This is a genomic window from Thermoanaerobacter sp. RKWS2, from assembly GCF_026240795.1.
GTDB classification, from domain to species: Bacteria; Bacillota; Thermoanaerobacteria; order Thermoanaerobacterales; family Thermoanaerobacteraceae; genus Thermoanaerobacter; species Thermoanaerobacter ethanolicus.
In genome coordinates, this window is record NZ_CP110888.1 from 1,294,735 (window position 1) to 1,317,514 (window position 22,780).

General features: G+C 33.0%; 22 protein-coding genes and 5 pseudogenes. 26 read left to right on the forward strand and 1 reads right to left on the reverse strand.

Annotated elements, in window-relative coordinates:
- The first annotated feature begins 9 nt into the window (after positions 1-9).
- The 6 genes and pseudogenes from OEI98_RS06685 (at position 10) to safA (ending at position 5,034) form a co-directional block, all read left to right on the forward strand.
- Positions 10-720: a pseudouridine synthase gene (locus tag OEI98_RS06685; protein ID WP_003870648.1), complete on the forward strand. Its 711-nt coding sequence runs from the start codon at positions 10-12 to the stop codon at positions 718-720.
- 3 nt (positions 721-723) lie between these two features.
- Entirely contained in the window at positions 724-1,101 is a 378-nt protein-coding gene (locus OEI98_RS06690) for a GNAT family N-acetyltransferase (protein WP_004396303.1), read from the forward strand.
- 45 nt (positions 1,102-1,146) lie between these two features.
- The gene (gene speE / locus OEI98_RS06695; protein WP_003867984.1) at positions 1,147-1,980 is read left to right on the forward strand and encodes a polyamine aminopropyltransferase; all 834 of its coding nucleotides are present in this window, start codon (positions 1,147-1,149) and stop codon (positions 1,978-1,980) included.
- Position 1,981: 1 nt separating this feature from the next.
- A pseudogene (gene speB / locus OEI98_RS06700) lies at positions 1,982-2,847 on the forward strand (agmatinase).
- Positions 2,848-2,925: 78 nt separating this feature from the next.
- Positions 2,926-4,323, forward strand: coding sequence for an oxaloacetate decarboxylase subunit alpha (locus OEI98_RS06705; RefSeq protein WP_003870653.1), 1,398 nt, complete (start codon positions 2,926-2,928; stop codon positions 4,321-4,323).
- Positions 4,324-4,434: 111 nt separating this feature from the next.
- Entirely contained in the window at positions 4,435-5,034 is a 600-nt protein-coding gene (gene safA, locus OEI98_RS06710; protein WP_266040374.1) for a SafA/ExsA family spore coat assembly protein, read from the forward strand.
- 33 nt (positions 5,035-5,067) lie between these two features.
- On the opposite strand, the gene OEI98_RS06715 is transcribed toward safA, so the two are convergent.
- Positions 5,068-5,706: a hypothetical protein gene (locus OEI98_RS06715; protein ID WP_004396293.1), complete on the reverse strand. Its 639-nt coding sequence runs from the start codon at positions 5,704-5,706 to the stop codon at positions 5,068-5,070.
- A gap of 78 nt (positions 5,707-5,784) precedes the next feature.
- Between OEI98_RS06715 and surE the strand changes: the two genes are divergently transcribed.
- The 20 genes and pseudogenes from surE (at position 5,785) to miaB (ending at position 22,749) form a co-directional block, all read left to right on the forward strand.
- Entirely contained in the window at positions 5,785-6,543 is a 759-nt protein-coding gene (gene surE, locus OEI98_RS06720; protein WP_003870656.1) for a 5'/3'-nucleotidase SurE, read from the forward strand.
- A gap of 135 nt (positions 6,544-6,678) precedes the next feature.
- Positions 6,679-6,876 (forward strand): ATP-binding protein, encoded by a 198-nt coding sequence (locus OEI98_RS06725; protein ID WP_003870657.1) that lies wholly within the window; start codon positions 6,679-6,681, stop codon positions 6,874-6,876.
- Positions 6,873-8,000 (forward strand): 2-oxoacid:acceptor oxidoreductase subunit alpha, encoded by a 1,128-nt coding sequence (locus OEI98_RS06730; protein ID WP_004396290.1) that lies wholly within the window; start codon positions 6,873-6,875, stop codon positions 7,998-8,000. The genes OEI98_RS06725 and OEI98_RS06730 overlap by 4 nt, the downstream gene beginning before the upstream one ends.
- Before the next feature lies 1 nt (position 8,001).
- Positions 8,002-8,826 carry a 2-oxoacid:ferredoxin oxidoreductase subunit beta gene (locus tag OEI98_RS06735; protein WP_004396288.1) on the forward strand — a complete coding sequence of 275 codons (825 nt, stop codon included), beginning with the start codon at positions 8,002-8,004 and terminating at the stop codon, positions 8,824-8,826.
- On the forward strand, positions 8,823-9,386 hold the full coding sequence (locus OEI98_RS06740) for a 2-oxoacid:acceptor oxidoreductase family protein (RefSeq protein WP_004396286.1): 564 nt from the start codon (positions 8,823-8,825) through the stop codon (positions 9,384-9,386). The genes OEI98_RS06735 and OEI98_RS06740 overlap by 4 nt, the downstream gene beginning before the upstream one ends.
- The gene (locus tag OEI98_RS06745; RefSeq protein ID WP_003870661.1) at positions 9,365-10,228 is read left to right on the forward strand and encodes a MurR/RpiR family transcriptional regulator; all 864 of its coding nucleotides are present in this window, start codon (positions 9,365-9,367) and stop codon (positions 10,226-10,228) included. The genes OEI98_RS06740 and OEI98_RS06745 overlap by 22 nt, the downstream gene beginning before the upstream one ends.
- 98 nt (positions 10,229-10,326) lie before the next feature.
- Positions 10,327-11,577, forward strand: coding sequence for a Glu/Leu/Phe/Val family dehydrogenase (locus OEI98_RS06750; RefSeq protein ID WP_003870662.1), 1,251 nt, complete (start codon positions 10,327-10,329; stop codon positions 11,575-11,577).
- Positions 11,578-11,782: 205 nt separating this feature from the next.
- Positions 11,783-13,086, forward strand: a pseudogene (locus OEI98_RS06755) (ISLre2 family transposase).
- Between the two features lie 155 nt (positions 13,087-13,241).
- Positions 13,242-13,948 (forward strand): annotated as a pseudogene (locus OEI98_RS06760) (arginase).
- 18 nt (positions 13,949-13,966) lie between these two features.
- Positions 13,967-14,596: a histidine phosphatase family protein gene (locus OEI98_RS06765; protein ID WP_006570430.1), complete on the forward strand. Its 630-nt coding sequence runs from the start codon at positions 13,967-13,969 to the stop codon at positions 14,594-14,596.
- Positions 14,593-15,813 (forward strand): NAD(P)/FAD-dependent oxidoreductase, encoded by a 1,221-nt coding sequence (locus OEI98_RS06770; RefSeq protein ID WP_266040387.1) that lies wholly within the window; start codon positions 14,593-14,595, stop codon positions 15,811-15,813. The genes OEI98_RS06765 and OEI98_RS06770 overlap by 4 nt, the downstream gene beginning before the upstream one ends.
- A gap of 70 nt (positions 15,814-15,883) precedes the next feature.
- Positions 15,884-16,345 carry a hypothetical protein gene (locus OEI98_RS06775; protein ID WP_003870670.1) on the forward strand — a complete coding sequence of 154 codons (462 nt, stop codon included), beginning with the start codon at positions 15,884-15,886 and terminating at the stop codon, positions 16,343-16,345.
- A gap of 78 nt (positions 16,346-16,423) precedes the next feature.
- Positions 16,424-16,762 carry a chorismate mutase gene (gene aroH / locus OEI98_RS06780; protein ID WP_266040606.1) on the forward strand — a complete coding sequence of 113 codons (339 nt, stop codon included), beginning with the start codon at positions 16,424-16,426 and terminating at the stop codon, positions 16,760-16,762.
- A gap of 10 nt (positions 16,763-16,772) precedes the next feature.
- Positions 16,773-17,437, forward strand: a pseudogene (cmk, locus tag OEI98_RS06785) ((d)CMP kinase).
- A 2-nt stretch (positions 17,438-17,439) separates the two neighbouring features.
- Positions 17,440-18,018: a lysophospholipid acyltransferase family protein gene (locus OEI98_RS06790; protein ID WP_004396274.1), complete on the forward strand. Its 579-nt coding sequence runs from the start codon at positions 17,440-17,442 to the stop codon at positions 18,016-18,018.
- Positions 18,019-18,028: 10 nt separating this feature from the next.
- A complete protein-coding gene (locus OEI98_RS06795) occupies positions 18,029-18,895 on the forward strand; it encodes a 4-hydroxy-3-methylbut-2-enyl diphosphate reductase (RefSeq protein ID WP_004396272.1) in 867 nt (288 codons plus the stop codon).
- Positions 18,882-19,985 (forward strand): 30S ribosomal protein S1, encoded by a 1,104-nt coding sequence (locus OEI98_RS06800; protein ID WP_083379561.1) that lies wholly within the window; start codon positions 18,882-18,884, stop codon positions 19,983-19,985. Before OEI98_RS06795 ends, OEI98_RS06800 begins: the two co-directional genes overlap by 14 nt.
- A 96-nt stretch (positions 19,986-20,081) precedes the next feature.
- Positions 20,082-20,456, forward strand: a complete 375-nt coding sequence (gene speD / locus OEI98_RS06805) for an adenosylmethionine decarboxylase (RefSeq protein ID WP_003866794.1) — start codon at positions 20,082-20,084, stop codon at positions 20,454-20,456.
- Positions 20,457-20,537: 81 nt separating this feature from the next.
- Positions 20,538-21,316: pseudogene (locus tag OEI98_RS06810) on the forward strand (CheR family methyltransferase).
- Positions 21,317-21,333: 17 nt separating this feature from the next.
- Complete coding sequence (gene miaB / locus OEI98_RS06815; RefSeq protein WP_003869101.1) at positions 21,334-22,749, forward strand: tRNA (N6-isopentenyl adenosine(37)-C2)-methylthiotransferase MiaB; 1,416 nt, start codon at positions 21,334-21,336, stop codon at positions 22,747-22,749.
- Positions 22,750-22,780 lie beyond the last annotated feature (31 nt).

Consider the following 22,780-nt stretch of genomic DNA (forward strand, 5'->3'; position numbering starts at 1 on the left):
TGAACACAAATGGAAAGGTTGCAAAAATACTTAGCAGAATGTGGAATAGCCTCACGAAGAAAGTGCGAAGAGTATATTTTACAAGGCCGTGTAAAAGTAAATGGAAAAGTAGTAAAAGAGTTGGGAGTAAAAATCAATCCTGATGTTGACATAATTGAATTTGATGATAAAATTGTGAGAAGAGAAAAGAAAAAAGTTTATATTATGTTAAATAAGCCAACAGGATATATTACTTCCGTAAAAGACCAGTTTGGCAGGCCTACAGTGATGGACTTAGTTAAAGTTAAGGAAAGAATATATCCTGTTGGCCGCTTAGATTATGATACATCAGGGCTTCTGTTACTCACAAATGATGGGGAGATAGCCAATATCTTAATGCATCCTCGACATGAAATTGTGAAGACGTATATTGCAAAAATCAAAGGAATTCCAACACAAGAAGAGTTGGAAAGGTTTAGAAATGGACTTTTGATAGGAGATTATTTGACTTCGAAAGCAGAAATAGAGATTTTAGCAGTTAAAAATGGGACAAGTGTTGTAGAAATAAAAATTCATGAAGGGAAAAATAGACAAGTTAGAAGAATGTGTGAGGCTATTGGACATCCTGTTATTTCTCTTACAAGAACTAAAATTGGTGAGTTATCTTTAGAAGGGTTAAAACCAGGAGAGTGGAGGTATTTGACACAAAAGGAAATAGATTATTTAAAAAGCTTGAGGTGAAGTATGTTTTCAGTTAACTTTGCTAAAGCAGAGGATTTCGAAATTATTAAAAAAATTGCTAATGAGTGTAATTTGAAGGGAACTTTAAATTTTTTAGAAGAGATTTTCATGATTGCAAGAGAAGACAGACCTTTTGGTTTTATTTCTATGAAAGTAGAAAATAATAATGCTATAATAACTAATTTGGCAATTTTGCCTTCCTACAGGGATAAGGGGTTTGAAAATTTAATGGTAAGAGTAGTACTTAATCATGCCCTAGATATGGGGTTAGAAAATGCTTGTGTCAATATACCTTTTTATAAAGATTTTTTTTGTAAATTAGGTTTTAAAGAAAAAGGCGATTTTCAGATAGTTAAATTAAAAGAGTTTTTTGGAGAGTGAGATATTTTTTTAAATATATTATTAAAAATCTTGGAGGTGTTTTCAATGGAATTATGGTTTACAGAAAATCAGGATGAAAATTTGAGATTTTCTTTGAAAGTTAAAGAAACATTGGTGGTAGAAAAAACTCCTTATCAACATTTAGCAATACTCGATACATATCAATTTGGAAGAGTATTAACTTTAGATGGTATACTTCAAACCACTGAAAAAGATGAATTTGTATATCATGAGATGATAGTACATGTACCCCTCTTTACTCATAAAAATCCAAAAAGCGTGTTAATTGTTGGAGGCGGAGATGGAGGCTCAGTAAGAGAGGTCTTAAAGCACCCTTCTGTAGAAAGAGTAGTTTTGGCAGAAATTGACGAGGCAGTAGTGAGAAATTCTAAAAAATATCTTCCTACAATAAGCCAGGCATTAGATGACCCAAGAGTAGAAATAATGATTGGAGATGGAATTAAATATGTTAATGAACACAAAAATGAATTTGATGTGGTAATAGTGGATTCTACTGACCCAATTGGGCCAGCTGTAGGGCTTTTTACTTCTGATTTTTATAAAGCCGTATATGAATGCTTGAAAGAAGATGGTATTATTGTGGCTCAGACAGAATCACCTTTTATTTATGGAAAATTGATAAACAAACTCAGCAAAATGTTCAAAGAAATATATCCTATTACAAAAGCATATATAGCAACAATACCGACTTATCCAGGAAGTTTGTGGACTTTTACCATGGGTTCAAAAAAATATGACCCTGAAGAAGTGGACATAAATTCTATTCCAAGAATAGATACTAAATACTATACACCTGAAATTCACAAAGCGGCCTTTGTATTGCCTAAATTTGTGAAGGATATTTTTGATGAGGTGTAATATGATAGAAGGAAAATATTTTGTTGATCCGGGAAAGTTTTTAGGGGCTACTGAAGATTATGAAAAGGCAGAGGTAGTTATAGTAGGTTTGCCTATGGATTACACAGTGAGTTTCAAAGCAGGAAGCCGCTTTGGACCTGCTGCCATAAGGCAAGCCTCTTATGGTTTAGAATATTATAGTGTGTATTTAGATAGTAGGCTGGAAGATAAGAAATTTTATGATTTAGGAGATTTAGTACTTCCTTATGGGAATGTGGAAAAGAGTTTAGATTTAATCTCAAAAGCTACAGAAGACATTTTGAAAAGTGGAAAAAAAGGATTGTTCTTGGGTGGAGAACATTTAGTGACTTATGGAATTTTAAAAGAGTACTTAAAAAATATGAGGATAACCTTGTAATCCTTCATTTTGATGCCCATACTGATTTAAGAGAAGAATTTTTTGGTGAAGCATATTCTCACGCTACAGTGATGAGAAAAGTATGGGATATTGCTAAGGGTATTAAAATGTATAATTTTGGGATAAGGTCAGGTGAAAAAGAAGAATTTGAGTTTGCAGAAAAAAATACCCATATGTTTTTGTACGAAGTAGTTGAACCTTTGAAAGGTGTAATTGATGATATAAAAGATTATCCAATTTATATTAGCTGGGATATAGATGTTGTAGACCCTGCTTTTGCACCAGGCACTGGTACACCAGAACCAGGGGGAATAACCACAAAAGAGGCATTAGAGGCTATTCATATTTTAAAAGATTTAAATGTAGTTGGGATGGATTTGGTGGAAGTCTCGCCTTCTCACGATATAGCTGGTATAACCTCTATTTTAGCAGCTAAACTTATAAGGGAATCTATCCTTTCCTTCTTCTAAAATTTTGAGCCTTTTGGCTCTTTTTTTATTTTGTTTCTTTTGAAAAAATAGTATAATATATTATGAGGAGGTATTAATATGAGCAATAAAATTAAAATTACAGAAACTGTATTAAGAGATGCCCATCAATCACTCTTGGCTACTCGAATGTCGACGGAAGAAATGCTCCCAATTGCAGAAAAATTGGATGCAGTAGGATATTATTCTATTGAAGCGTGGGGAGGAGCTACCTTTGATGCTTGTATGAGATTTCTTGACGAAGACCCTTGGGAAAGATTAAGAAGATTAAAGAAAAGGATAAAAAATACGCCTCTTCAAATGCTTTTGAGAGGACAAAATCTATTAGGATATAGGCATTATCCTGATGATATAGTAGAAAGATTTATTGAGAAGGCTGTTTACAATGGAATAGATATAATAAGAATTTTTGATGCTTTAAATGATGTACGAAATCTTGAAGTTGCTATAAAAGCTACTAAAAAGGCGGGAGCTCACGCTCAAGGTACCCTTGTTTATACTATAAGTCCTGTTCACAACATTGACCATTATATTAAAGTAGCAAAAGAGCTGACAGAATTAGGAGTAGATTCCATATGCATAAAGGATATGTCAGGAATATTAACTCCTTATGTTGCTTATGAGTTAGTAAAAAGCCTTAAAGATACAGTAAATGTTCCTATACAGTTGCACAGCCATTATACGAGTGGAATGGCGGCCATGACTTATCTTAAAGCAATAGAGGCTGGAGTAGATATAATAGACACTGCTATTTCACCTTTGGCATTAGGAACTTCTCAACCTGCTACAGAAACAATGGTGGCAGCTTTAAAAGGCACTCAATATGACACTGGTTTGGATATGGAGTTATTATCAGAGATTGCTTCATACTTTAAAGAAGTAAAACAAAATCACAATAAAGAAATAGATTTATCTATGGTTATGGGTGTAGATACAGATGTATTAATTTATCAAGTTCCAGGAGGAATGCTATCAAATTTGATTTCCCAATTGAAACAACAAAATGCTTTAGATAAGTACCCGGAGGTTTTAAAAGAAATTCCTAAAGTTAGAGAAGAATTAGGATACCCACCTCTTGTTACTCCTATGAGTCAGATGGTAGGGACTCAAGCCGTCTTGAATGTAATAACTGGAGAAAGGTATAAAATGGTACCAAAAGAAGTAAAAGATTATGTGAAAGGACTGTATGGTAGACCACCAGCGCCAATTTCAGAAGAAATAAAGAAGAAAATAATAGGAGATGAAGAGGTAATAGATGTTAGACCAGCAGATCTTTTAAAACCGCAATTTGAAGCGATTAAAGAAGAGATTAAAGAGTATTATGAACAAGAAGAAGATGTTTTATCTTATGCTCTTTTCCCACAAGTAGCAAAGAAATTTTTTGAATACAGAAGAGCAAAAAAATATCAAATAGATGCAACTCTTCTTAATATGGAATATATGACATATCCAGTCTGACAGGGAAATAATCTTCCCTGTTTTTTATATTTAAAAATCCATCCTGTAACATATATTTTTATCCTTCATAACATGTAGTAGAAAGTTTAAGTTTAAAAGGAGGGAAATAAGATGACAATAGATGGATCTTATTACAATCCCAACTATCCTAAGTATCCTTACCATCATCCCTATTATCCACATCATCCTCATCCGGGACATTGTAAGACTTTTTATACAGTGCAGCCAGGAGATACTATGTGGTCTATAGCGAATATGTTTGGAATAAGTCTTGACTGCTTAATAAGAGCTAATCCTCAGATATCGGATCCTAATTTGATATATCCAGGGCAACAAATTTGCATACCTTTCTATTGTCCACCAGTATCTCCAGAAACCTGCAAAACAATATACACAGTAAAACCGGGAGATACTATGTGGTCTATAGCGAATATGTTTGGAATAAGTCTTGACTGCTTAATAAGAGCTAATCCTCAGATATCGGATCCTAATTTGATATATCCAGGGCAACAAATTTGCATACCTTTCTATTGTCCACCAGTATCTCCAGAAACCTGCAAAACAATATACACAGTAAAACCGGGAGACAGTATGTGGTCTATAGCTAATATGTTTGGCGTAAGTCTTGATGCATTGATAAGAGCAAATCCACAAATACCAGATCCCAATTTGATATACCCAGGACAACAAATATGTATACCTTCTGCCTAAATATTTAATTGTTAAGGCACCTTTTAAGGTGCCTTAACAATTAATGTGAAGATATATAGTATTAGGATAATTGCTTGTATATTTTATAACTTTTACAGTCCCTGGTTGAATATTTTTTCCACATTTTAAGCATAGGTAATTTTTGTTTTCTTGCAAATAAGTGTAGCTTATTTCTATCTCTAATTTTCCATATTTTTTCCAGCTATTCCACCCAGTTTTGCACAATTTGGCTCTGTTTTCATAATCGGCATATACCCATCTCAGCAATCGATGAAAATGAAAAGGATATTTTGTGTATCTTAAAAACTTTTCTGGCAGTCCTAAAGATAAAGCGTAATTTTCAAAAGAATTTTCTATTATATCCTGAAGAGGATTTAATATTTGGGTACTTTCCCAATTATACTCTTCTTGTTCTAACCATTTTCTAAAAGTATCAAACATGTAACCTCTACAAACTTGTATTTTTTCAGTTTTGCTTACTTTAAGCTTTTCTAAAAGTTTTTTCCCGATTTCACAGGCTTTTTTTAAATACAATTTATTTTTAAAGTTTTCTTCGTTATAATATTCTATGGGAATTATATCACAGAAAAATTCTCCGGTTTCTACTCTCATAGCCCCAATACACGTTCCACCTACTAAACTTCCACTTCCCGCGTCGTCTATTTGTATCACTGTATCACTCCTTGCCTATATATAAATTTTGTAATAAAATCAAAGTAATTATACGTTATTAATTAGAGGAGGTAGAAAATGAAAATACTTCTTACTAATGACGATGGAGTACAAGGATTAGGGATGTTAAAATTAGCAGAATATCTTAAAGATAAGTATAAGGTAACGGTAGTAGCTCCTGAAAAAGAAAGAAGTGCTATAAGCCATGCTATAACTTTACATAAACCTTTAAGGCTTAAAAAAGTGAAGGAAGAGGATGGTTTGAAAATATATGCGGTAAATGGTACGCCCTCCGATTGTGTCAAATTAGGAATTGAAGTGGTGCTGGAAGAAAAACCTGATATTATAATTTCTGGCATTAATGAAGGTCTAAATTTAGGAACAGATATACTTTATTCTGGTACTGTTTCTGCGGCTATAGAAGCTGCAATTTACGGCATTCCTGCTATTGCAGTTTCCCTTGCAGAAACCGCTGATATTGAAGATAGGCGTATATATAAATTTTTGGAGAATTTAATAGAAAAAGTTTTAGAAAAAGGATTACCTAAAAACACATTATTGAATGTAAATATACCCGATTTTAAGAAGGGAATAAAGGGCGTAAAAGCTACAATACTCGGCAAGAGAATCTATATTGAGACTTTTCAAAAAAATTATGACCCAAGAGGGAAAGAGTACTATTGGATGGCAGGGAAAATTTCGGAAATAGAAAAGGATGAAAGGACAGACATTGTTTCTGTGAAAGAAGGTTATATTTCTATTACTCCAATTCATTTTGATTTAACAGAGTACAATATGATAAATATTTTAAACTCCTGGGATATAAAAATAGAATAAATATTTCTAATATTCTATATGATGCAAGAATTGTATCAAAAATATTCATGAAATTTATTATTCATTTTATGGAGGATTTTTTATTTTTGTATAGAATATTATATATTGCAAACAAAATTTAATGAGGGTGATAAATTGGTAAAAAATAAAGAGCTCGTAATAATAGAAGAATGGTGCAAAGGCTGCGGCATTTGTGTAGAATTTTGTCCTGTTAAAGTATTGGAACTAAAAAATGGTAAAGTTAGACTAATAGATGCGGATAAATGCACTAAATGCGGCCTTTGCGAGCTCCGGTGTCCTGATTTTGCCATATATTTAGAGGTGAAAGAATGATGCCTACGGTATTGATGCAAGGAAATGAAGCGGTAGTGGAAGGAGCTATAGATGCTGGACTAAAATTTTATGCAGGATATCCAATAACTCCCTCTACTGAGATTGCTGAACTTTGTGCCGAAAAACTTCCTTTTGTAGGTGGGAAATTTATTCAAATGGAAGATGAAATCGCCAGCATGGCAGCAGTTATAGGAGCCTCCCTTACTGGATTAAAAGCAATGACTGCTACATCGGGTCCTGGGTTTTCTTTAAAACAAGAAAACATAGGCTTCGCCGCTATGGCAGAAATTCCATGTGTTATAGTAGATGTTCAACGAATGGGTCCGAGCACAGGAATGCCTACTTCCCCTGCACAAGGAGATGTAATGCAATCCAGATGGGGAACTCATGGAGACCATCCTATAATCGTTTTATCACCATCTTCTGTAAAGGAAGCTTACTATATTACTATTCAAGCTTTTAATCTTTCTGAAAAATACAGGACACCTGTAATTTTACTTATGGATGAAGTTATAGGTCATCTACGAGAAGCAGTTAATTTGGATGAATATAAAGATGTAGAAATTTTTGAACGACCCATGCCCCAAGACAAAGAGAACTACTTACCTTACCAGTATATAGAAAATGGAGTTGCACCTTTAGCACCCTTTGGTAAAGGTTTTAGATTTCACGTAACAGGACTTGCCCACAATGAAAAAGGATTGCCTACAAATGACCCTAAAGTAACAGAAAAATTGATAAAAAGATTGATAGGAAAAATTGAAAACAATAAAAAAGACATAGTAATGTTTGAAGAAAAAGATGCTGAAGGTGGAGATATACTTCTTATCTCCTTTGGTTCTTCTGCCAGAGCTTGTGAAGCGGCGATGCAAGAACTTAAAAAAGAAGGAATAAAAGTTGGACTTTTTAAACCTATAACCATATGGCCTTTCCCTGATGAAAAATTGAGGGAAATATATCCTAGATTTAAGAAAGTGTTTGTAGTTGAAATGAATACAGGGCAACTTTACTATGAAGTAGATAGAATTATCAAAGGGAATACCTATGTAGGAAAAATTAACAAATTTAATGGAGAGTTTTTTACTCCTTTTGATATTGTAGAGAAGATAAAGGAGAGTTTTTAAAATGGCTTCTGAGTTAGTAGAAAGGTATTTTAGAAAAGAAACGTTACCAAATATTTGGTGTCCAGGTTGCAGCAATGGAATAGTAACGTCAGCTATTGTAAGAGCAATTGACAACTTAGGACTTGATCAAAACAAGGTATGTATTGTATCTGGAATTGGTTGTTCTGCAAGGGCATCAGGATACTTGGATTTTAATACTTTGCATACTACCCATGGAAGAGCTATTGCTTTTGCAACAGGTATTAAATTTGCTAATCCTGAGCTTACAGTAATAGTTATTACTGGAGATGGAGATAATGCGGCTATTGGAGGTAATCACTTTATTCATGCTTGCAGAAGAAATATAGACTTAACTGTAGTGATGTACAACAACCATATTTATGGAATGACAGGAGGACAGTATTCTCCAACGACTCCACGATTTGACAGAGCTACTACTACACCTTACGGAAATATTGATAGGTATTTTGATATTTGCAAATTGGCTATTGGAGCAGGTGCTACTTATGTAGCTAGGGGTACTGCTTACCATGTTCAACAATTGACAAAACTAATTGAAAGAGGAATTTCTCATAAAGGTTTTTCCTTCATTGAAGCTTTAAGTATATGTCCTACTTACTATGGAAGAAAAAATAAAAAAGGAACACCTGCAGATATGCTAAAGTGGTTAAAAGACCATGCAGTAGACATAAAACAAGGTAGTAAAATGGACCCTGAAGAGTTTCATGACAAATTTATTATTGGAGAGCTTTTAAATATTGATGAGCCTGAATTTGTAGAAGAATATCAAAAAATGTTAAATAATTTGAAGGTGAATTACAAATGAGTTCAATAGAGATAAGATTAAGTGGTTCAGGAGGGCAAGGTTTAATCCTTGCAGGAATAATTTTGGCGGAAGCTGCAATATTGGATGGTAAAAATAGTGTTCAAAGTCAGTCCTATGGTCCTGAGGCAAGAGGGGGGTCCAGCAAAGCAGAAATAATAATAAGTGATGAATATATAACGTATCCTAAGGTATTAAAGCCAGACGTACTACTTACTCTTGCGCCTTCTGCCTATTTATGTTATAAAAATGACATGAAAGAAAATGGAATAATTATAATAGATGAATCAATAATTCCTAATGATGAAGATGCCCAAAAAGTTGTCCGACTTCCCATAATAAAAACTGCACAAGAGGTAATTGGAAGAGCTTTTGTGGCGAATATAATATCTTTAGGTGTAATAGCAGAGTTAACTAATGTAGTAACAAAAGAATCTTTGGAAAGAGCTGTTTTAAATAGAGTACCTCCAGGCACAGAAGAGATTAACAAAAGAGCATTGACAGAGGGCTATAATCTTGTAAAAATGAGGTGTAGTGAAATATGGCAAAAACAGATGATTTGATAAAAAGGATACAAGATAATTATACAAAATTAAGCAAAAGCCAAAAGATAATAGCAGAGTACATTATAAATCATTATGATAAGGCAGCTTTTATGACAGCTGCAAAATTGGGAGCCAGCATAAATGTAAGTGAATCAACTGTTGTAAGATTTGCTAATACTTTAGGCTATAATGGATATCCAGAACTTCAAAATGCACTGCAAGAGCTTATAAAAAATAAACTTACAACAGTCCAAAGGTTAGAAATGACAGAAGAGACAGATGAAATTGCTATATTGAATAATGTACTAAAAGCCGACATAGAAAACATAAAAGAGACCATAAATGAAATAAATAAGGATGACTTTAGAAGAGTCGTTTCAGATATCATCAATGCTACAAAAATTTATATAATAGGTTCCAGAAGTTCTATTGTCATTGCAGAATATTTGGGATTTTATTTAAATTTAATACGGGAAAATGTGTCAGTCGTTAAAGCCGGCGTATCAGATGTTTTCGAGCAAATTCTCAGAGTTAGTGAAAATGATTTAGTGATAGGAATTGGTTTTCCGAGATACTCAAAAAGAACATTAGATGTGCTGAAATATGCAAAATCTCAGAATGCAAAAATCGTTACAATAACAGACAGTTTAATTTCTCCTCTTACCTCTGTTGCTGATGAGATATTAATTGCGAAAAGCAACATGGCTTCTTTTGTGGATTCATTAGTGGCACCGCTAAGTCTTGTCAATGCTCTTGTTGTAGCTGTGGGTCTCAAAGAAAAAGAGAAAATAACGGATACTTTTGAAAAATTGGAAAGTATTTGGGATGAATATGGAGTATATTTCTCAAAGCCAAATTAATAATAAAATTTTTGAAGGATTATTAAAAAATTTGTAGAATATATAATTTAGAAATCGATTTATTTGCTTCAAAATTTTAAAATTAGGAGGATAATAAAATGTCAAAAGAGTCATTAAATCCTTTGATTATTGCGCAAAAACAGATTAAAAATGCTTGTGATTTGCTGGGGTTAGAAGAATCTGTTTACGAACTTTTAAAGGAACCTATGCGAGTATTAGAAGTTTCCATTCCTGTGCAGATGGATGATGGTACAGTAAAAGTCTTTAAAGGTTATAGGTCCCAACACAATGACGCATTAGGGCCCACAAAAGGTGGAATAAGATTTCATCCTGATGTTACATTAGATGAAGTAAAAGCCTTATCCATGTGGATGACATTTAAATGTGGGGTAGTTGGGCTGCCATACGGGGGAGCAAAAGGCGGAGTAGTGGTAAATCCAAAAGAATTATCTAACGATGAGTTGCAGAGGTTAAGCAGGGGCTATATAAGAGCAATAGTCAGTATAATTGGTCCTAATAAAGATATACCAGCTCCAGATGTAAATACTAACATGCAAATTATGGCTTGGATGGTAGATGAGTATAACAAAATTGTAGGCTACAATAGCCCTGCGGTCATTACAGGAAAACCTTTGATATATGGTGGTTCTAAGGGAAGAACTGCTGCAACTGGATATGGAGTTGCATTGATGGCACGGGAGGCTGTAAAACGTTTACAGATGGATTCCAAAAATTGTACATCAGCTGTACAGGGCTTTGGAAATGTTGGAAGTTACACAGCTTTAAATCTTCATAGATTAGGAGCTAAAATTGTGGCAGTAAGTGATGTGTATGGAGGTATATACAATAAAGATGGAATTGATGTCGAAAAATTAGTAGAGCATGTAAATAAGACAGGAACAGTTTGCAATTTTGAGGGAACAACCAGTATAACAAATGAAGAGCTTTTAACAATGGATGTAGATATTTTAGCTTTAGCAGCTTTAGAAAACCAGATAACTTCTGCAAATGCGCCAGATGTAAAGGCGAAAATAATTTGCGAGGGAGCAAATGGTCCTACCACCCCTGAAGCAGATAAAATTTTAGCAGAAAAAGGCGTGTTTGTAGTTCCAGATATTTTAGCTAATTCAGGAGGAGTAATAGTCTCATATTTTGAATGGGTACAAAATCTCATGAATTATTATTGGACAGAAAAAGAAGTAGAAGAAAGACAGGAAATTATGATGGTAAATGCTTTTAACGCTATATATGAATTAGCACAACAGTACAAAGTTGATATGAGGACAGCAGCTTACATGATATCGATTAAACGAGTCTATGAAGCTATGAAAATTAGAGGTTGGTTATAAAGGCATAGTGTAAAATTATCGTAGGATTTTTTGAGTGAAAAAAACAAGAGACAACCCCTGTGATAAAATAGAACTTGGAAACAAAACATCACAGAAAGGGGTGTCTCTTGTGAAAAAACATATCTTTGAGGATATTATACTACAAAATGCTCTAAATTTCACTAAGGAAGTAGTAGAAATTTTTGGTGATTTATTAAATAAAGGAATGAATATTACAGAGCTTGCAGCAAGGATAAAGGAACTCACGGACAAATTAGGTAGAGATGCAATAGAAGCAATTATTGAAGAGTTAGATAGGATAATAAAAGAAGATAACAGAAGGAAAGAAAAATGGGTAGTAGAGAGGAAAGATAAAAAGAGATTAACGACAGTCCTTGGGGATATTGAATATGAGAGGACATATTACAAATCTAAAGAGGATGGAAGATATACATATTTGGTGGATGATGCATTAGAGATAGGACGGCACGATAGGATAGAAAAGGGAGTAAAAATAAAGTTAGTAGAAAACGCGATAGAAGAATCATATGAGAGAAGTAGTAAAAAAGCATGTCCAGAGGAGTTAAGTAAACAGACGGTATTAAACGCAATAAGGGAAGTAGGTGAAGTAGAAGTAAAGAGAGAAATAAAAGAGAAGAAAGAGGTAAGGGTATTATACATAGAGGCAGATGAAGACCATGTACCTTTACAGGACGGGAGAGATGAAACTCCACGATTAGTATACATACATGAAGGTAGAGAAGAGAAAAACGGAAGGAACGTACTGAAGAATGTCTATTACAAAGCATATGTAGGAGAGAAAGCTGAAGACATATGGATAGATGTAGCAAATTACATAGAAGAAAATTACAAGGAAGAGAAGATAGAGAAGATATACATAGCAGGAGATGGAGCACCGTGGATAAAAGAGGGATTAAAATGGATATTAAAATCAAGGTTTGTACTAGACAGATATCATTTAAACAAATACGTATTAAAAGCTACATCGAAAGAGCCAAAGTATAGGGATAAGATATGGAGAGCAATAAATGAAGGGGATAAAGAAGGAGTGAAGAAGATATTTGATGAACTAATAAAGAGAGTGGAGGAGGAAGAGAAAGAGAAGATAAAAGGAGTAAGAGATACATACTAAACAATTGGGAAGGGATAGTGATATACAACAAAGACGAAGATGTAATAGGGTGCAGTGCAGAAGGGCATATAAGCCATGTATTTTCAGCCAGATTAAGCAGGAATCCATTAGGGTGGAGTAGAGAAGGATTAAAGTTAATGGCGAAATTAAGGGTATTCAGCAAGAATGGAGGAGACTTAAGAGAAGCAGAATGGGGTAAGAAAAAGAATATCAATGCTGGGAGTTATAATTTAACGAAGAAGCAAATAAAAGAGGCAGTGAGGAGAGTTAAAACGTCTACAAATGAAAAGATAAACAATATTACAGTTTTGAATATAGGGAAAGTAACGCCAATATATAGGGTTTTAAGAGCATTAAAATATGCACAAGTTATATAAAAAGCATGATAAGTTGAAGGCTGAAATTAACTAAGTTTCAGGGGTTGTCTTAAAAAATCCTACAGTATCTTGACACTATCTTATAAAGGCCTTCAATTGAAGGTCTTTTTTATATGGTAAAATATTATAAAAAGCTTATCAGAGGAGGCTTCTTTATGGTAAGGAGTCTTCTAACTGTAGATTGGGATTATTTTATACCTTCTAAAAAGAGTGGTTTTTCTCTTATATAGAAAATGATAAAAATTTGACTCAACTGTGGTATAAGAGATATATAAAAGGGAAATTAGAGGGAGAAGATTTGGAAAAGACTATAAAAGTAGGTAAAGTCATAAAAGGCTTCTGGGATAAAATAAAGACACAGTTTGAGTTTGATAAAAATATTAAAATTTTTGTCTCTGAATCCCATAAAGTTGCCTATTATTTGGCAAAAAATTTTGAGTGTTCTGAAGTAATTTCTTTTGATGCCCATTCTGATTTAGGATATGGTGGACTACCTTCACTGGATTTTGAATTAAATTGTGCTAATTGGCTAGGTAAACTTTTAAAAGAAGGTATAGTAAAAAGAGCCAACATTGTATATAGCCCTTACACCTTTGAAAAGCCTTCAGATTTTGAGGACTTTAACAATCTTTACAATATACAGTATTATAAATCTGTAGAAGAATTACCAAAAGAGAATTTGATAGGGGTTATACACATTTGTAGGTCGGGTATTTGGACACCTCCTTGGCTGGATGAGCGATTTGAAAAATTTATAAATGAGTTAGGCTTGCCTTTTAAGAAAATTCCATTAAAAGAGAGAAAATGGGAGGTGTCAAAGCTTTCTTACGCAGATCAAATCTTTTACCTTAATTTCGCATAAAACTTAAGGAGGAATTGTATGACTACACGACTATATATAGCACGTCACGGGCAATCAGAGTGGAATTTACACAATAAAATGCAAGGTGTGCAGGATATTGATTTGACACCTACAGGTTTAAAACAGGCTGAACTACTGGCGAGTCGATTAAAAAATGAGAAAATAGATTGTATATATTCAAGTGATTTAAAAAGAGCTTATGTAACTGCACAAATAATTGCAAAAGAGTTGGGATTAGAAGTTCAGAAAATTCCTGAGTTTAGAGAAATGTCCTTTGGTATATGGGAAGGGCTTACATCGGAAGAAATTAATGAATTGTATAAAGAAATATATACATTATGGAAAACAAATCCTGTTAAAGCTAATATAGAAAAAGGAGAAACTTTAGAAGAAGTTCAAAAGAGAATGGTAAAAAATACTTTGAAGATAGTTGAAGAGAATAAAGGAAAAAATATATTGATTGTTTCTCATGGGACTTCTATAAAAGCACTGATTTTAGGGCTTTTAGGAATTGACTTAAGTTTTTATCCTAGATTTAGACTTGATAATACTTCTCTTAATATAATAGATGTTAAAGAAGATGGAAAAACTGTTTTAGTGCTATTTAACGATACTTGTCATTTGAGGAGAGATGAAAAAATAATATGAAAAAAATATTTGTAGTAGGCGGCGGTCCAGCAGGAATGATGGCAGCTTTATCAGCAGCTATGATGGGAAAAGAAGTAAGTATATTTGAGAGGAATAACATTTTAGGTAAAAAATTATTAGTTACAGGTAATGGAAGGTGTAATATTACGAATTTTGCTGACAAAGAAGAATTTTTCGAGAATATTCCAGGCAATAGTAAATTTTTATATAGCGCTTTTAGCAAGTTTTCTAATAAGGATTTAATAGAGTTTTTAAATAAAAATGGGCTTAAAACTAAAGTAGAAAGAGGCTTAAGGGTTTTTCCGGTTTCAGATAAATCAATAGAAGTGAGAGATTTTTTTGTGAATATCCTTAAAAAATATGGAGTAAAGATAAATTATAACTGCAGAGTAAGTGATGTGATAGTGGAAAATAAACACGTAAAGGGCATAAGTGTTGATGAGAGTGTTTTAAACTGCGATAGTGTAATATTAGCAACAGGAGGAGTGTCATATCCTACGACTGGCTCTACTGGTGATGGGTATGAAATTGCTAAGAAATTGGGGCACACAATTATAGAGCCATTTCCTTCCTTAGTGCCGATTGTTACATATGAAAATGTAAGAGAATTGATGGGACTCACTCTTAAAAATGTCAAAGTTTCTGCTTTTTTTGGAGAGAAATTAATAAGAGAAGAGTTTGGAGAAATGCTTTTTACCCATTTTGGGTTGTCAGGCCCTGCAATACTCACCTTAAGCAGGTTTTTACATGACTACTTAGGTAAGGGAGAAGTGGTAATAAAAATTGACTTAAAGCCGGGACTTAATGTTGAAAAGCTGGAGGAAAGAGTATTAAGAGATTTTAATAAGTACCAAAATAAAAATCTGAAAAATGCCTTGGAAGATTTATTGCCTCATTCATTAATCCTATATGTTATAAAAAGGGCGAATATAGAACCTGATAAAAAAGTTAGGGAAATAACCAAAAATGAAAGAAAAAAATTGGTCAATAGCTTAAAAAATCTTACTTTTAAGGTAAAAGGCCTAAGGCCTATAAGAGAAGCTATTGTTACAGGTGGTGGAGTAAGTATAAAAGAAATAAATCCCTCTACAATGGAGTCTAAAATAATAAAAGGCTTATTTTTTGCAGGTGAAATTATAGATGTGGATGGATTTACCGGTGGATTCAACTTGCAAATCGCCTTTTCTACGGGATATGTGGCAGGAATCAATGCGTGAATGTGAAATGCGGGAAACCGCATTTTTTTATTTATTTTGCATAAGATATAATAAGAAAAGGAGGATAAATATGGGAAAAAGAGTCAAAAGGAAAAAATACAGATATATTGACAGTGAAAGTATTCTTGTAGTATTGATAATGTTAGGGCTTTTAAGTATAGCTATAACTCAACTTTTGATGACAAATGACGATATAAAAGTTTTTTTAAGTTCTACACAAAGATTAGAGGGGATTAATTTAAATTCTAATCTTTCGCAAGAAGGTAAAGTGACAATTGAGGTTGTAGAAAAGGATAAAGCATTAAATTCCTTTGTATTGCTAGACGGAGAGCCAGTTGCAAATTTTTCTACCAAGTCTATTACTATTACAGTAAGGCCCAATCAAATTTTGGAAATAGATGGCACCAGAGAAAAGGAACCTCTTCATTTTAAAGTAGTAGCAATTAGTGAAAATGTAATTGAGCCGCAAAATACCACTGTAGTTAAAGTAGATAAGAATATACAAAAAATATGTATGATTAGGCTGAAATGATTTATTTGTAAAGGGTAATTATGCTATAATATAAAAAAGACAAAAGATGATAGGAGAGGAGAATGCCCTATAAAAGTCATAAGAGGTGCTATAACTTCCAAAAATACAAAAGAAGATATTTTAAAGGATACTACTATTCTCATTGAAGAAATTATTAAAGCAAATGAATTAGAAGAGAAAAACATAATTTCTATTTTTTTTAGTGCTACTAAAGATTTAGATGCGGTTTACCCTGCCGAAGCAGTTAGGAATATGGGTATGACCTCAATACCTATGATGTGCCTACAAGAAATGGAGGTAAAAGGCAGTCTCAGCCATTGCATAAGAGTTGCGATTTTTACAAATTTAAGTGAAGATAAAGAGGTTAAACACGTTTATTTGAAAGAAGCAAAAAAACTGCGTCCAGACTTAGTTTGAGGTGATAGTATTGACTGTAAAAATAGCAATAGATGGGCCGGCTGGAGCTGGCAAGAGCACTGTTGCAAAAAAATTAGCTAAACTTTTAAATTATACCTATATCGATACAGGTGCTATGTATAGAGCCATTACATATAAGGCCATCCAACAGGGGGTAAATCTTATTGAAGAAAACAAAATAGCTGATATTGTGCAAAGTGCTGATATCATCTTAGAAGGAGAAAAAATTTTTTTAGATGGAAAAGACATTTCTGAAGAAATAAGAAAACCGGAGGTTTCTGAAAAAGTATCTTTGGTATCTAAAATACCTAAAGTGAGAGAAATTTTAGTGCAAAAACAAAGGAAAATTGCTGAAGGCAAAAATGTAGTAATGGATGGAAGAGACATAGGAACAGTTGTGCTGCCTGATGCACAGTTTAAATTTTTTTAACTGCTTCTTTAGAAGAAAGGGCAAAACGGCGTTATAGAGAACTTAAAACTAAAAATGTAAATGTAAGTTATTACGAGGTGTTAAAAGAAATAGAAAATCGTGACACCATAGATTCACAGAGAGATACATCTCCTCTAAAAATTGCTGAAGATTCTATTGTCATTGATACTACATATCTTTCAGAAGAGGAAGTTTTAGAAAAACTGTACAATATTATAAAGGAAGGATTAAAAGGGGAAATTTAAGTATGTTTTATTATATTGCTAAAATTATAGTATTAGTAATTATAAAAGTGATGTTTAGAATAGAAGTAAGAGGACTTGAAAATATTCCTAAAAAAGGCCCAGTAATCATATGCCCTAACCATATAAGTCTTCTAGATCCTCCTGTCATAGGAGCACTTTTAAACAGGCGAATATACTTTATGGCAAAAGAAGAGCTTTTTAAAAATCCTTTTTTAAAGCTTCTTTTAGGGACAGGCTTAGGAGCTTTTCCTGTCAAAAGAGGTACAGCTGATTTATCAGCTATCAAGACTGCTTTATCTTACTTAAAAAAAGGAAGAGCAATTGGAATTTTCCCTGAAGGTACAAGAAGTAAAACCGGAAAACTTCAAAAGGCTGAACCAGGGGTTGCCTTATTAGCAATTAAAGGGAATGCTCCTGTAGTACCTATAGGAATTAAAGGGAAATATCGCCTTTTTTCTAAGATTATTATAAATATCGGTAAACCAATAACTTTTGAAAAATATGCTAATTCTAAACTTTCCTCCGAGAGACTTTCTGCTATTGGAGAGGAAATAATGCAAGAAATTGCAAAATTGCTGTAGGAGGTAAAGAATGAAAATATTGATTGCTGAGTATGCAGGTTTTTGCTTTGGAGTAAAAAGAGCTATTGAAACTGCATATCAGGAAATTGAAAAAGGTGATGGAAAGAAAATATATACTTTAGGTGAAATTATTCATAATCCACAAGTTATATCGGACTTATCGAAAAAAGGGGTTAATGTTATTGAAGAAGAAGAGCTGGATAAATTGACTGAGGGCGATAAATTAATTATCCGAAGTCATGGGGTGTCTAAAAAATTATACGACTTTCTCGCTAAAAAAGGAGTTGAAGTCATAGATGTTACCTGCCCATTTGTAAAAAAGGTCCAAAATATAGTTTATGAGTACTACCACAAGGGCTACTCTATTATCATTGTAGGAGATAGAAATCATCCAGAAGTAATAGGAGTAAACGGATGGTGTGATGACACCGCTTATGTGGTAAATTCAATTGAAGAAGCTTATGAATTACCTCAATTAGAAAAGGCATGTGCAGTTGCTCAAACTACTCTCATTGAAAAGCATTGGAAAGATATTTTAGAAGTAATAAAGCTAAAAGTTAAAGACCTTATTTTTTTTAATACTATATGCGATGCTACACAAAAAAGACAAGATGCTGCTGATGAGCTTTCAAAAAAGGTAGATGTAATGTTTGTAATTGGGGGGAAACATAGTTCTAATACTCAAAAACTAAAAAAGATATGTGAAAAAAATTGTAAAAACACTTTTCATATAGAAGATGCAGAGGAATTGACTCTTGAGATGGTAAAAGACCATGAGATTATAGGAGTAACAGCAGGAGCTTCAACCCCCGATTATGTGATAGAAGACGTGATAGAGAAAATTAGATTTTTAAAAGGGGAAGATGGGGATGAGTGATTTTTTAGAAGGTTATACTTTTAAGACGTTGCGACCTGGAGACATTGTCAAGGGAAAAGTGATAAAAGTTTCTGATGAGGGGATTATTGCAAATATTGGCTATAAATCAGATGCTTTTGTGCCTAAAAATGAACTTTCTTTAAATCCTAATTTTGATGTAAAAAAGACCTTCAATGTTGATGATGAGTTAGATTTATATATAATAAGTGTGGAAAATGATGAAGGAAATGTATTAGCCTCTAAAGTTATGGCTGATGATAAGCTGAGCAGAGAAAAAATTGAAAAAGCCTATAAAAATAAAGAGATAATTGAAGGAGAAATTATTGAGGTTGTAAAAGGCGGAGTGATTGCCTACTCATTAGGAGCTAAGGTTTTTATTCCTGCTTCTCAACTGGAATTACATTATGTCGATAAATTAAATGAATATTTAGGTAAAACTTTGCGGCTTCGAATAATTGAGTATATTCCCGGCAAGAAGATTGTTGGATCTCAAAAAGAAGTACTGAAACTAGAAAGAGAAAAAGTTAAAAAAGCGCTTTTATCTAATTTGAAAGAAGGAGACATAGTAGAAGGAAAAGTAAAAAACATAATAGATAAGGGAGCTTTTGTAGACATAGGAGGTTTTGATGGTTTTATCCCTCTAAGTGAAATTAGCTGGGAAAGAATTAAAAATCCGCGAGAAGTATTGGGAATTGGAGATAAAGTCTCGGTTTATATATTAAATGTGGATGAAAAAAAAGAAAAAATTACTTTGAGCCTGAGAAAAGTATTGCCAGATCCGTGGGAGAATGCAGAAACAAAATATCACGAAGGAGACGTGCTAAAGGGAACTGTTACTAATATTACGCCTTTTGGAGTATTTGTACAGCTAGAACCAGGGATAGAAGGATTGATTCATAAAAATAATTTAGAAAATAGTATCAAAACATACAAAATAAATGATACTATAAAAGTAGAAATATTGAATATAAACCAACAAGATAAAAAAATAAATCTTAAAGAAGTGCCTCTTGAAGAAGAAGATATTCCAGAAATAGAGCATCAAGAGCTTAGAATCACCTTGGGAGAAATATTTAATAAAAATTTTTAAACTGTCATGTAAAAAACCTTGACAAAAGAAAAAAATCTGCTAAAATTAAAATCATTGAATGTATACATTATTTTAGTAAAGGAGGCACGATACAAAATGAATGCTTTGGGTCGCCACATTTTGGCAGAAATTTATGGGTGCGATAGCAATATTTTAGACAACTTGGAATTAATCGAAGACATAATGGTTCAGTCTGCAATAGTGACAGGCGCAGAGATACGGGAAGTTGCTTTCCATAAATTTAATCCCCAGGGCGTAAGCGGAGTAGTGGTCATATCAGAATCTCATATAACTATCCATACTTGGCCAGAACTGGGTTATGCCGCGGTTGACGTATTTACTTGTGGTGATGATGTCAATCCGTGGGATGCCTGTAACTATATAGCGAAAATGTTAAGAGCACAAAACATGACTGCAACAGAGGTCAAACGTGGAGTCTTTGAAAAACCAGTGAAGGTGGTTAATTACTGATTAAACTTCAAAATATGAAGGATCTGGTTTGTTTGTGGCTTTTAAAGCCACTTTTTTCTATAATTAGGGGTGAACATATTTATGGTAGGTTATGAGGACTTTGTTAAAAAAATACATAAATTGACTGGAATAGATTTATCTTTATACAAAGAAAAGCAGATGAAAAGAAGATTAGAATCTTTAATCACTAGTCACAAATTTAGCTCTTATGAGGAATATTTTAATGAACTCTCTGTTAATAAGACATTATATGAAGAGTTTCTAAATTATATTACTATTAATGTGACAGAATTTTTTAGGAACCCTTCACAGTGGGAAATCTTAGAGAAAGACCTTTTACCTGACATTATAAAAAAAGTTTTAGAGTCTGGAGTGCAGCTTGTTCTACTGGAGAAGAACCTTATTCTGTAGCCATGCTTTTAACAAAGTTTATAGATTTAAAAGATGTGACAATTATTGCTACAGACATAGATGGAAGAGTATTGGAAAAAGCTAAAAAAGGTATATATTCGGCTGAGAGTGTAAAAAAAGTACCTCAAGAATATTTAAAAAAATTCTTTAGAAAAATTGATGACAAAAGTTATCAGATAAGTGAAGATATTAGAAAAAGCGTACAATTTGAAAAGCATGACTTGTTAAATGATGAATATCCTAAAAATATAGATTTATTAATTTGTAGAAATGTGTTAATATATTTTAATGATACAGCTAAAGATAAAATATATAAAAAATTTTATGAGTCTTTAAATGATAACGGTATATTTTTTGTGGGTAGCACAGAGCAGATAATATTGCCATATAGATACAATTTTGAACCAATTAAAACTTTTTTCTACAAAAAAATTATTCCACAGGGATAAAAGAGGTGTTAATAATAATGCCTACCAATATTTATGTGACTGAAGAAGAATTAAAAAAACAAGAAAAAATAATGAAAGAAATTGCAGAAGAAAATAAGGGTAAAAACCTTTATTATCACATTGAAACTTACGGCTGCCAAATGAATGTCCATGATTCGGAGAAATTGGCAGGTATGCTAGAAAAGATGGGATATAAATATACTGAAAATCTGGAACAAGCTGATGTTTTACTTTTTAACACTTGTGCTGTAAGAGAACATGCTGAAATAAGAGTATTGGGAAGAGTATCACAAATGAAAGAATTGAAGGCTAGAAATCCTAATTTAATTATTGGTGTATCTGGCTGTATGATGCAAGAAAAAAATGTAGTAGAAGCTATTAAAGAAAAATATTCCTATATAGATATTGTTTTTGGCACTCATAATATATATAAATTTCCACAGCTTTTATGGGAGGCTTTGAACTCTCAAGATATAGTTATAGATATTATAGAAGATACAAAAAATGTAATTGAAGAGTTACCTGTCAAAAGGGACAGCAATTTAAAGGCATGGGTTAATATTATTTATGGTTGCAATAATTTTTGCACCTATTGCATAGTACCCTATACAAGAGGCAGAGAAAAGAGCAGAAAGCCAGAAGATATAATAGCAGAAGTAAAAGAATTAGCCCAAAAAGGGTATAAGGAAATCACTTTATTAGGGCAAAATGTAAATTCTTACGGAAAAGACCTTGATGAAGATATAACTTTTGCAAAACTACTTTACAAGCTAAATGATATTGAAGGAATTGAGAGAATAAGGTTTATGACCTCTCATCCTAAAGATATTTCCGATGAATTAATATATGCCATTAGGGATTTAGATAAAGTTTGTGAACATTTGCATTTACCTGTACAAGCTGGTAGCAACAAGATTTTAAAAAAGATGAATAGAAAATACACCAAAGAACACTATTTAGAAATTATTGACAAAGTAAGAAGTAACATTCCAGATATTGCGATAACAACAGATATAATCGTAGGTTTTCCAGGTGAAACAGAAGAAGATTTTTTGGAGACGTTGGATTTAGTAGAAAGAGTGCGATTTGATGCCGCTTATACTTTTATTTACTCTAAAAGAGCAGGCACTGTTGCGGCAAATATGCCAGACCAAGTAGATGATGCTGTAAAACATGAGCGTTTAGAAAGACTTATAGAGTTGCAAAACAAAATCAGCTTAGAAAAAAGTGCAGAATTGAGAGGAAAAATTGTGGAAGTATTGATAGAAGGAATTAGTAAAAGAGACAGTAATAAATTGACCTCTCGAACTCGAACCAATAAAGTAGTCCACTTTGTGGGAGATGAAAGCCTTATCGGCAAACTTGCTAATGTTAAAATAACTGAAACAAAGGCTTGGACAATGCAGGGAGAATTAGTAGAAGTTATAAGATAAAACTGCGCCTATATGGGCGCTAATTTTTATG

Excerpts from the sequence above, each read along its gene's own strand:
- OEI98_RS06685 (WP_003870648.1), top strand. The coding sequence starts at position 10 with ATGGAAAGGTTGCAAAAATACTTAGCAGAATGTGGAATAGCCTCACGA.
- OEI98_RS06690 (WP_004396303.1), top strand. The coding sequence starts at position 724 with ATGTTTTCAGTTAACTTTGCTAAAGCAGAGGATTTCGAAATTATTAAA.
- speE (WP_003867984.1), top strand. The coding sequence starts at position 1,147 with ATGGAATTATGGTTTACAGAAAATCAGGATGAAAATTTGAGATTTTCT.
- OEI98_RS06705 (WP_003870653.1), top strand. The coding sequence starts at position 2,926 with ATGAGCAATAAAATTAAAATTACAGAAACTGTATTAAGAGATGCCCAT.
- safA (WP_266040374.1), top strand. The coding sequence starts at position 4,435 with ATGACAATAGATGGATCTTATTACAATCCCAACTATCCTAAGTATCCT.
- surE (WP_003870656.1), top strand. The coding sequence starts at position 5,785 with ATGAAAATACTTCTTACTAATGACGATGGAGTACAAGGATTAGGGATG.
- OEI98_RS06730 (WP_004396290.1), top strand. The coding sequence starts at position 6,873 with ATGATGCCTACGGTATTGATGCAAGGAAATGAAGCGGTAGTGGAAGGA.
- OEI98_RS06735 (WP_004396288.1), top strand. The coding sequence starts at position 8,002 with ATGGCTTCTGAGTTAGTAGAAAGGTATTTTAGAAAAGAAACGTTACCA.
- OEI98_RS06740 (WP_004396286.1), top strand. The coding sequence starts at position 8,823 with ATGAGTTCAATAGAGATAAGATTAAGTGGTTCAGGAGGGCAAGGTTTA.
- OEI98_RS06745 (WP_003870661.1), top strand. The coding sequence starts at position 9,365 with ATGGCAAAAACAGATGATTTGATAAAAAGGATACAAGATAATTATACA.
- OEI98_RS06750 (WP_003870662.1), top strand. The coding sequence starts at position 10,327 with ATGTCAAAAGAGTCATTAAATCCTTTGATTATTGCGCAAAAACAGATT.
- OEI98_RS06765 (WP_006570430.1), top strand. The coding sequence starts at position 13,967 with ATGACTACACGACTATATATAGCACGTCACGGGCAATCAGAGTGGAAT.
- OEI98_RS06770 (WP_266040387.1), top strand. The coding sequence starts at position 14,593 with ATGAAAAAAATATTTGTAGTAGGCGGCGGTCCAGCAGGAATGATGGCA.
- OEI98_RS06775 (WP_003870670.1), top strand. The coding sequence starts at position 15,884 with ATGGGAAAAAGAGTCAAAAGGAAAAAATACAGATATATTGACAGTGAA.
- OEI98_RS06790 (WP_004396274.1), top strand. The coding sequence starts at position 17,440 with ATGTTTTATTATATTGCTAAAATTATAGTATTAGTAATTATAAAAGTG.
- OEI98_RS06795 (WP_004396272.1), top strand. The coding sequence starts at position 18,029 with ATGAAAATATTGATTGCTGAGTATGCAGGTTTTTGCTTTGGAGTAAAA.
- OEI98_RS06800 (WP_083379561.1), top strand. The coding sequence starts at position 18,882 with ATGGGGATGAGTGATTTTTTAGAAGGTTATACTTTTAAGACGTTGCGA.
- speD (WP_003866794.1), top strand. The coding sequence starts at position 20,082 with ATGAATGCTTTGGGTCGCCACATTTTGGCAGAAATTTATGGGTGCGAT.
- miaB (WP_003869101.1), top strand. The coding sequence starts at position 21,334 with ATGCCTACCAATATTTATGTGACTGAAGAAGAATTAAAAAAACAAGAA.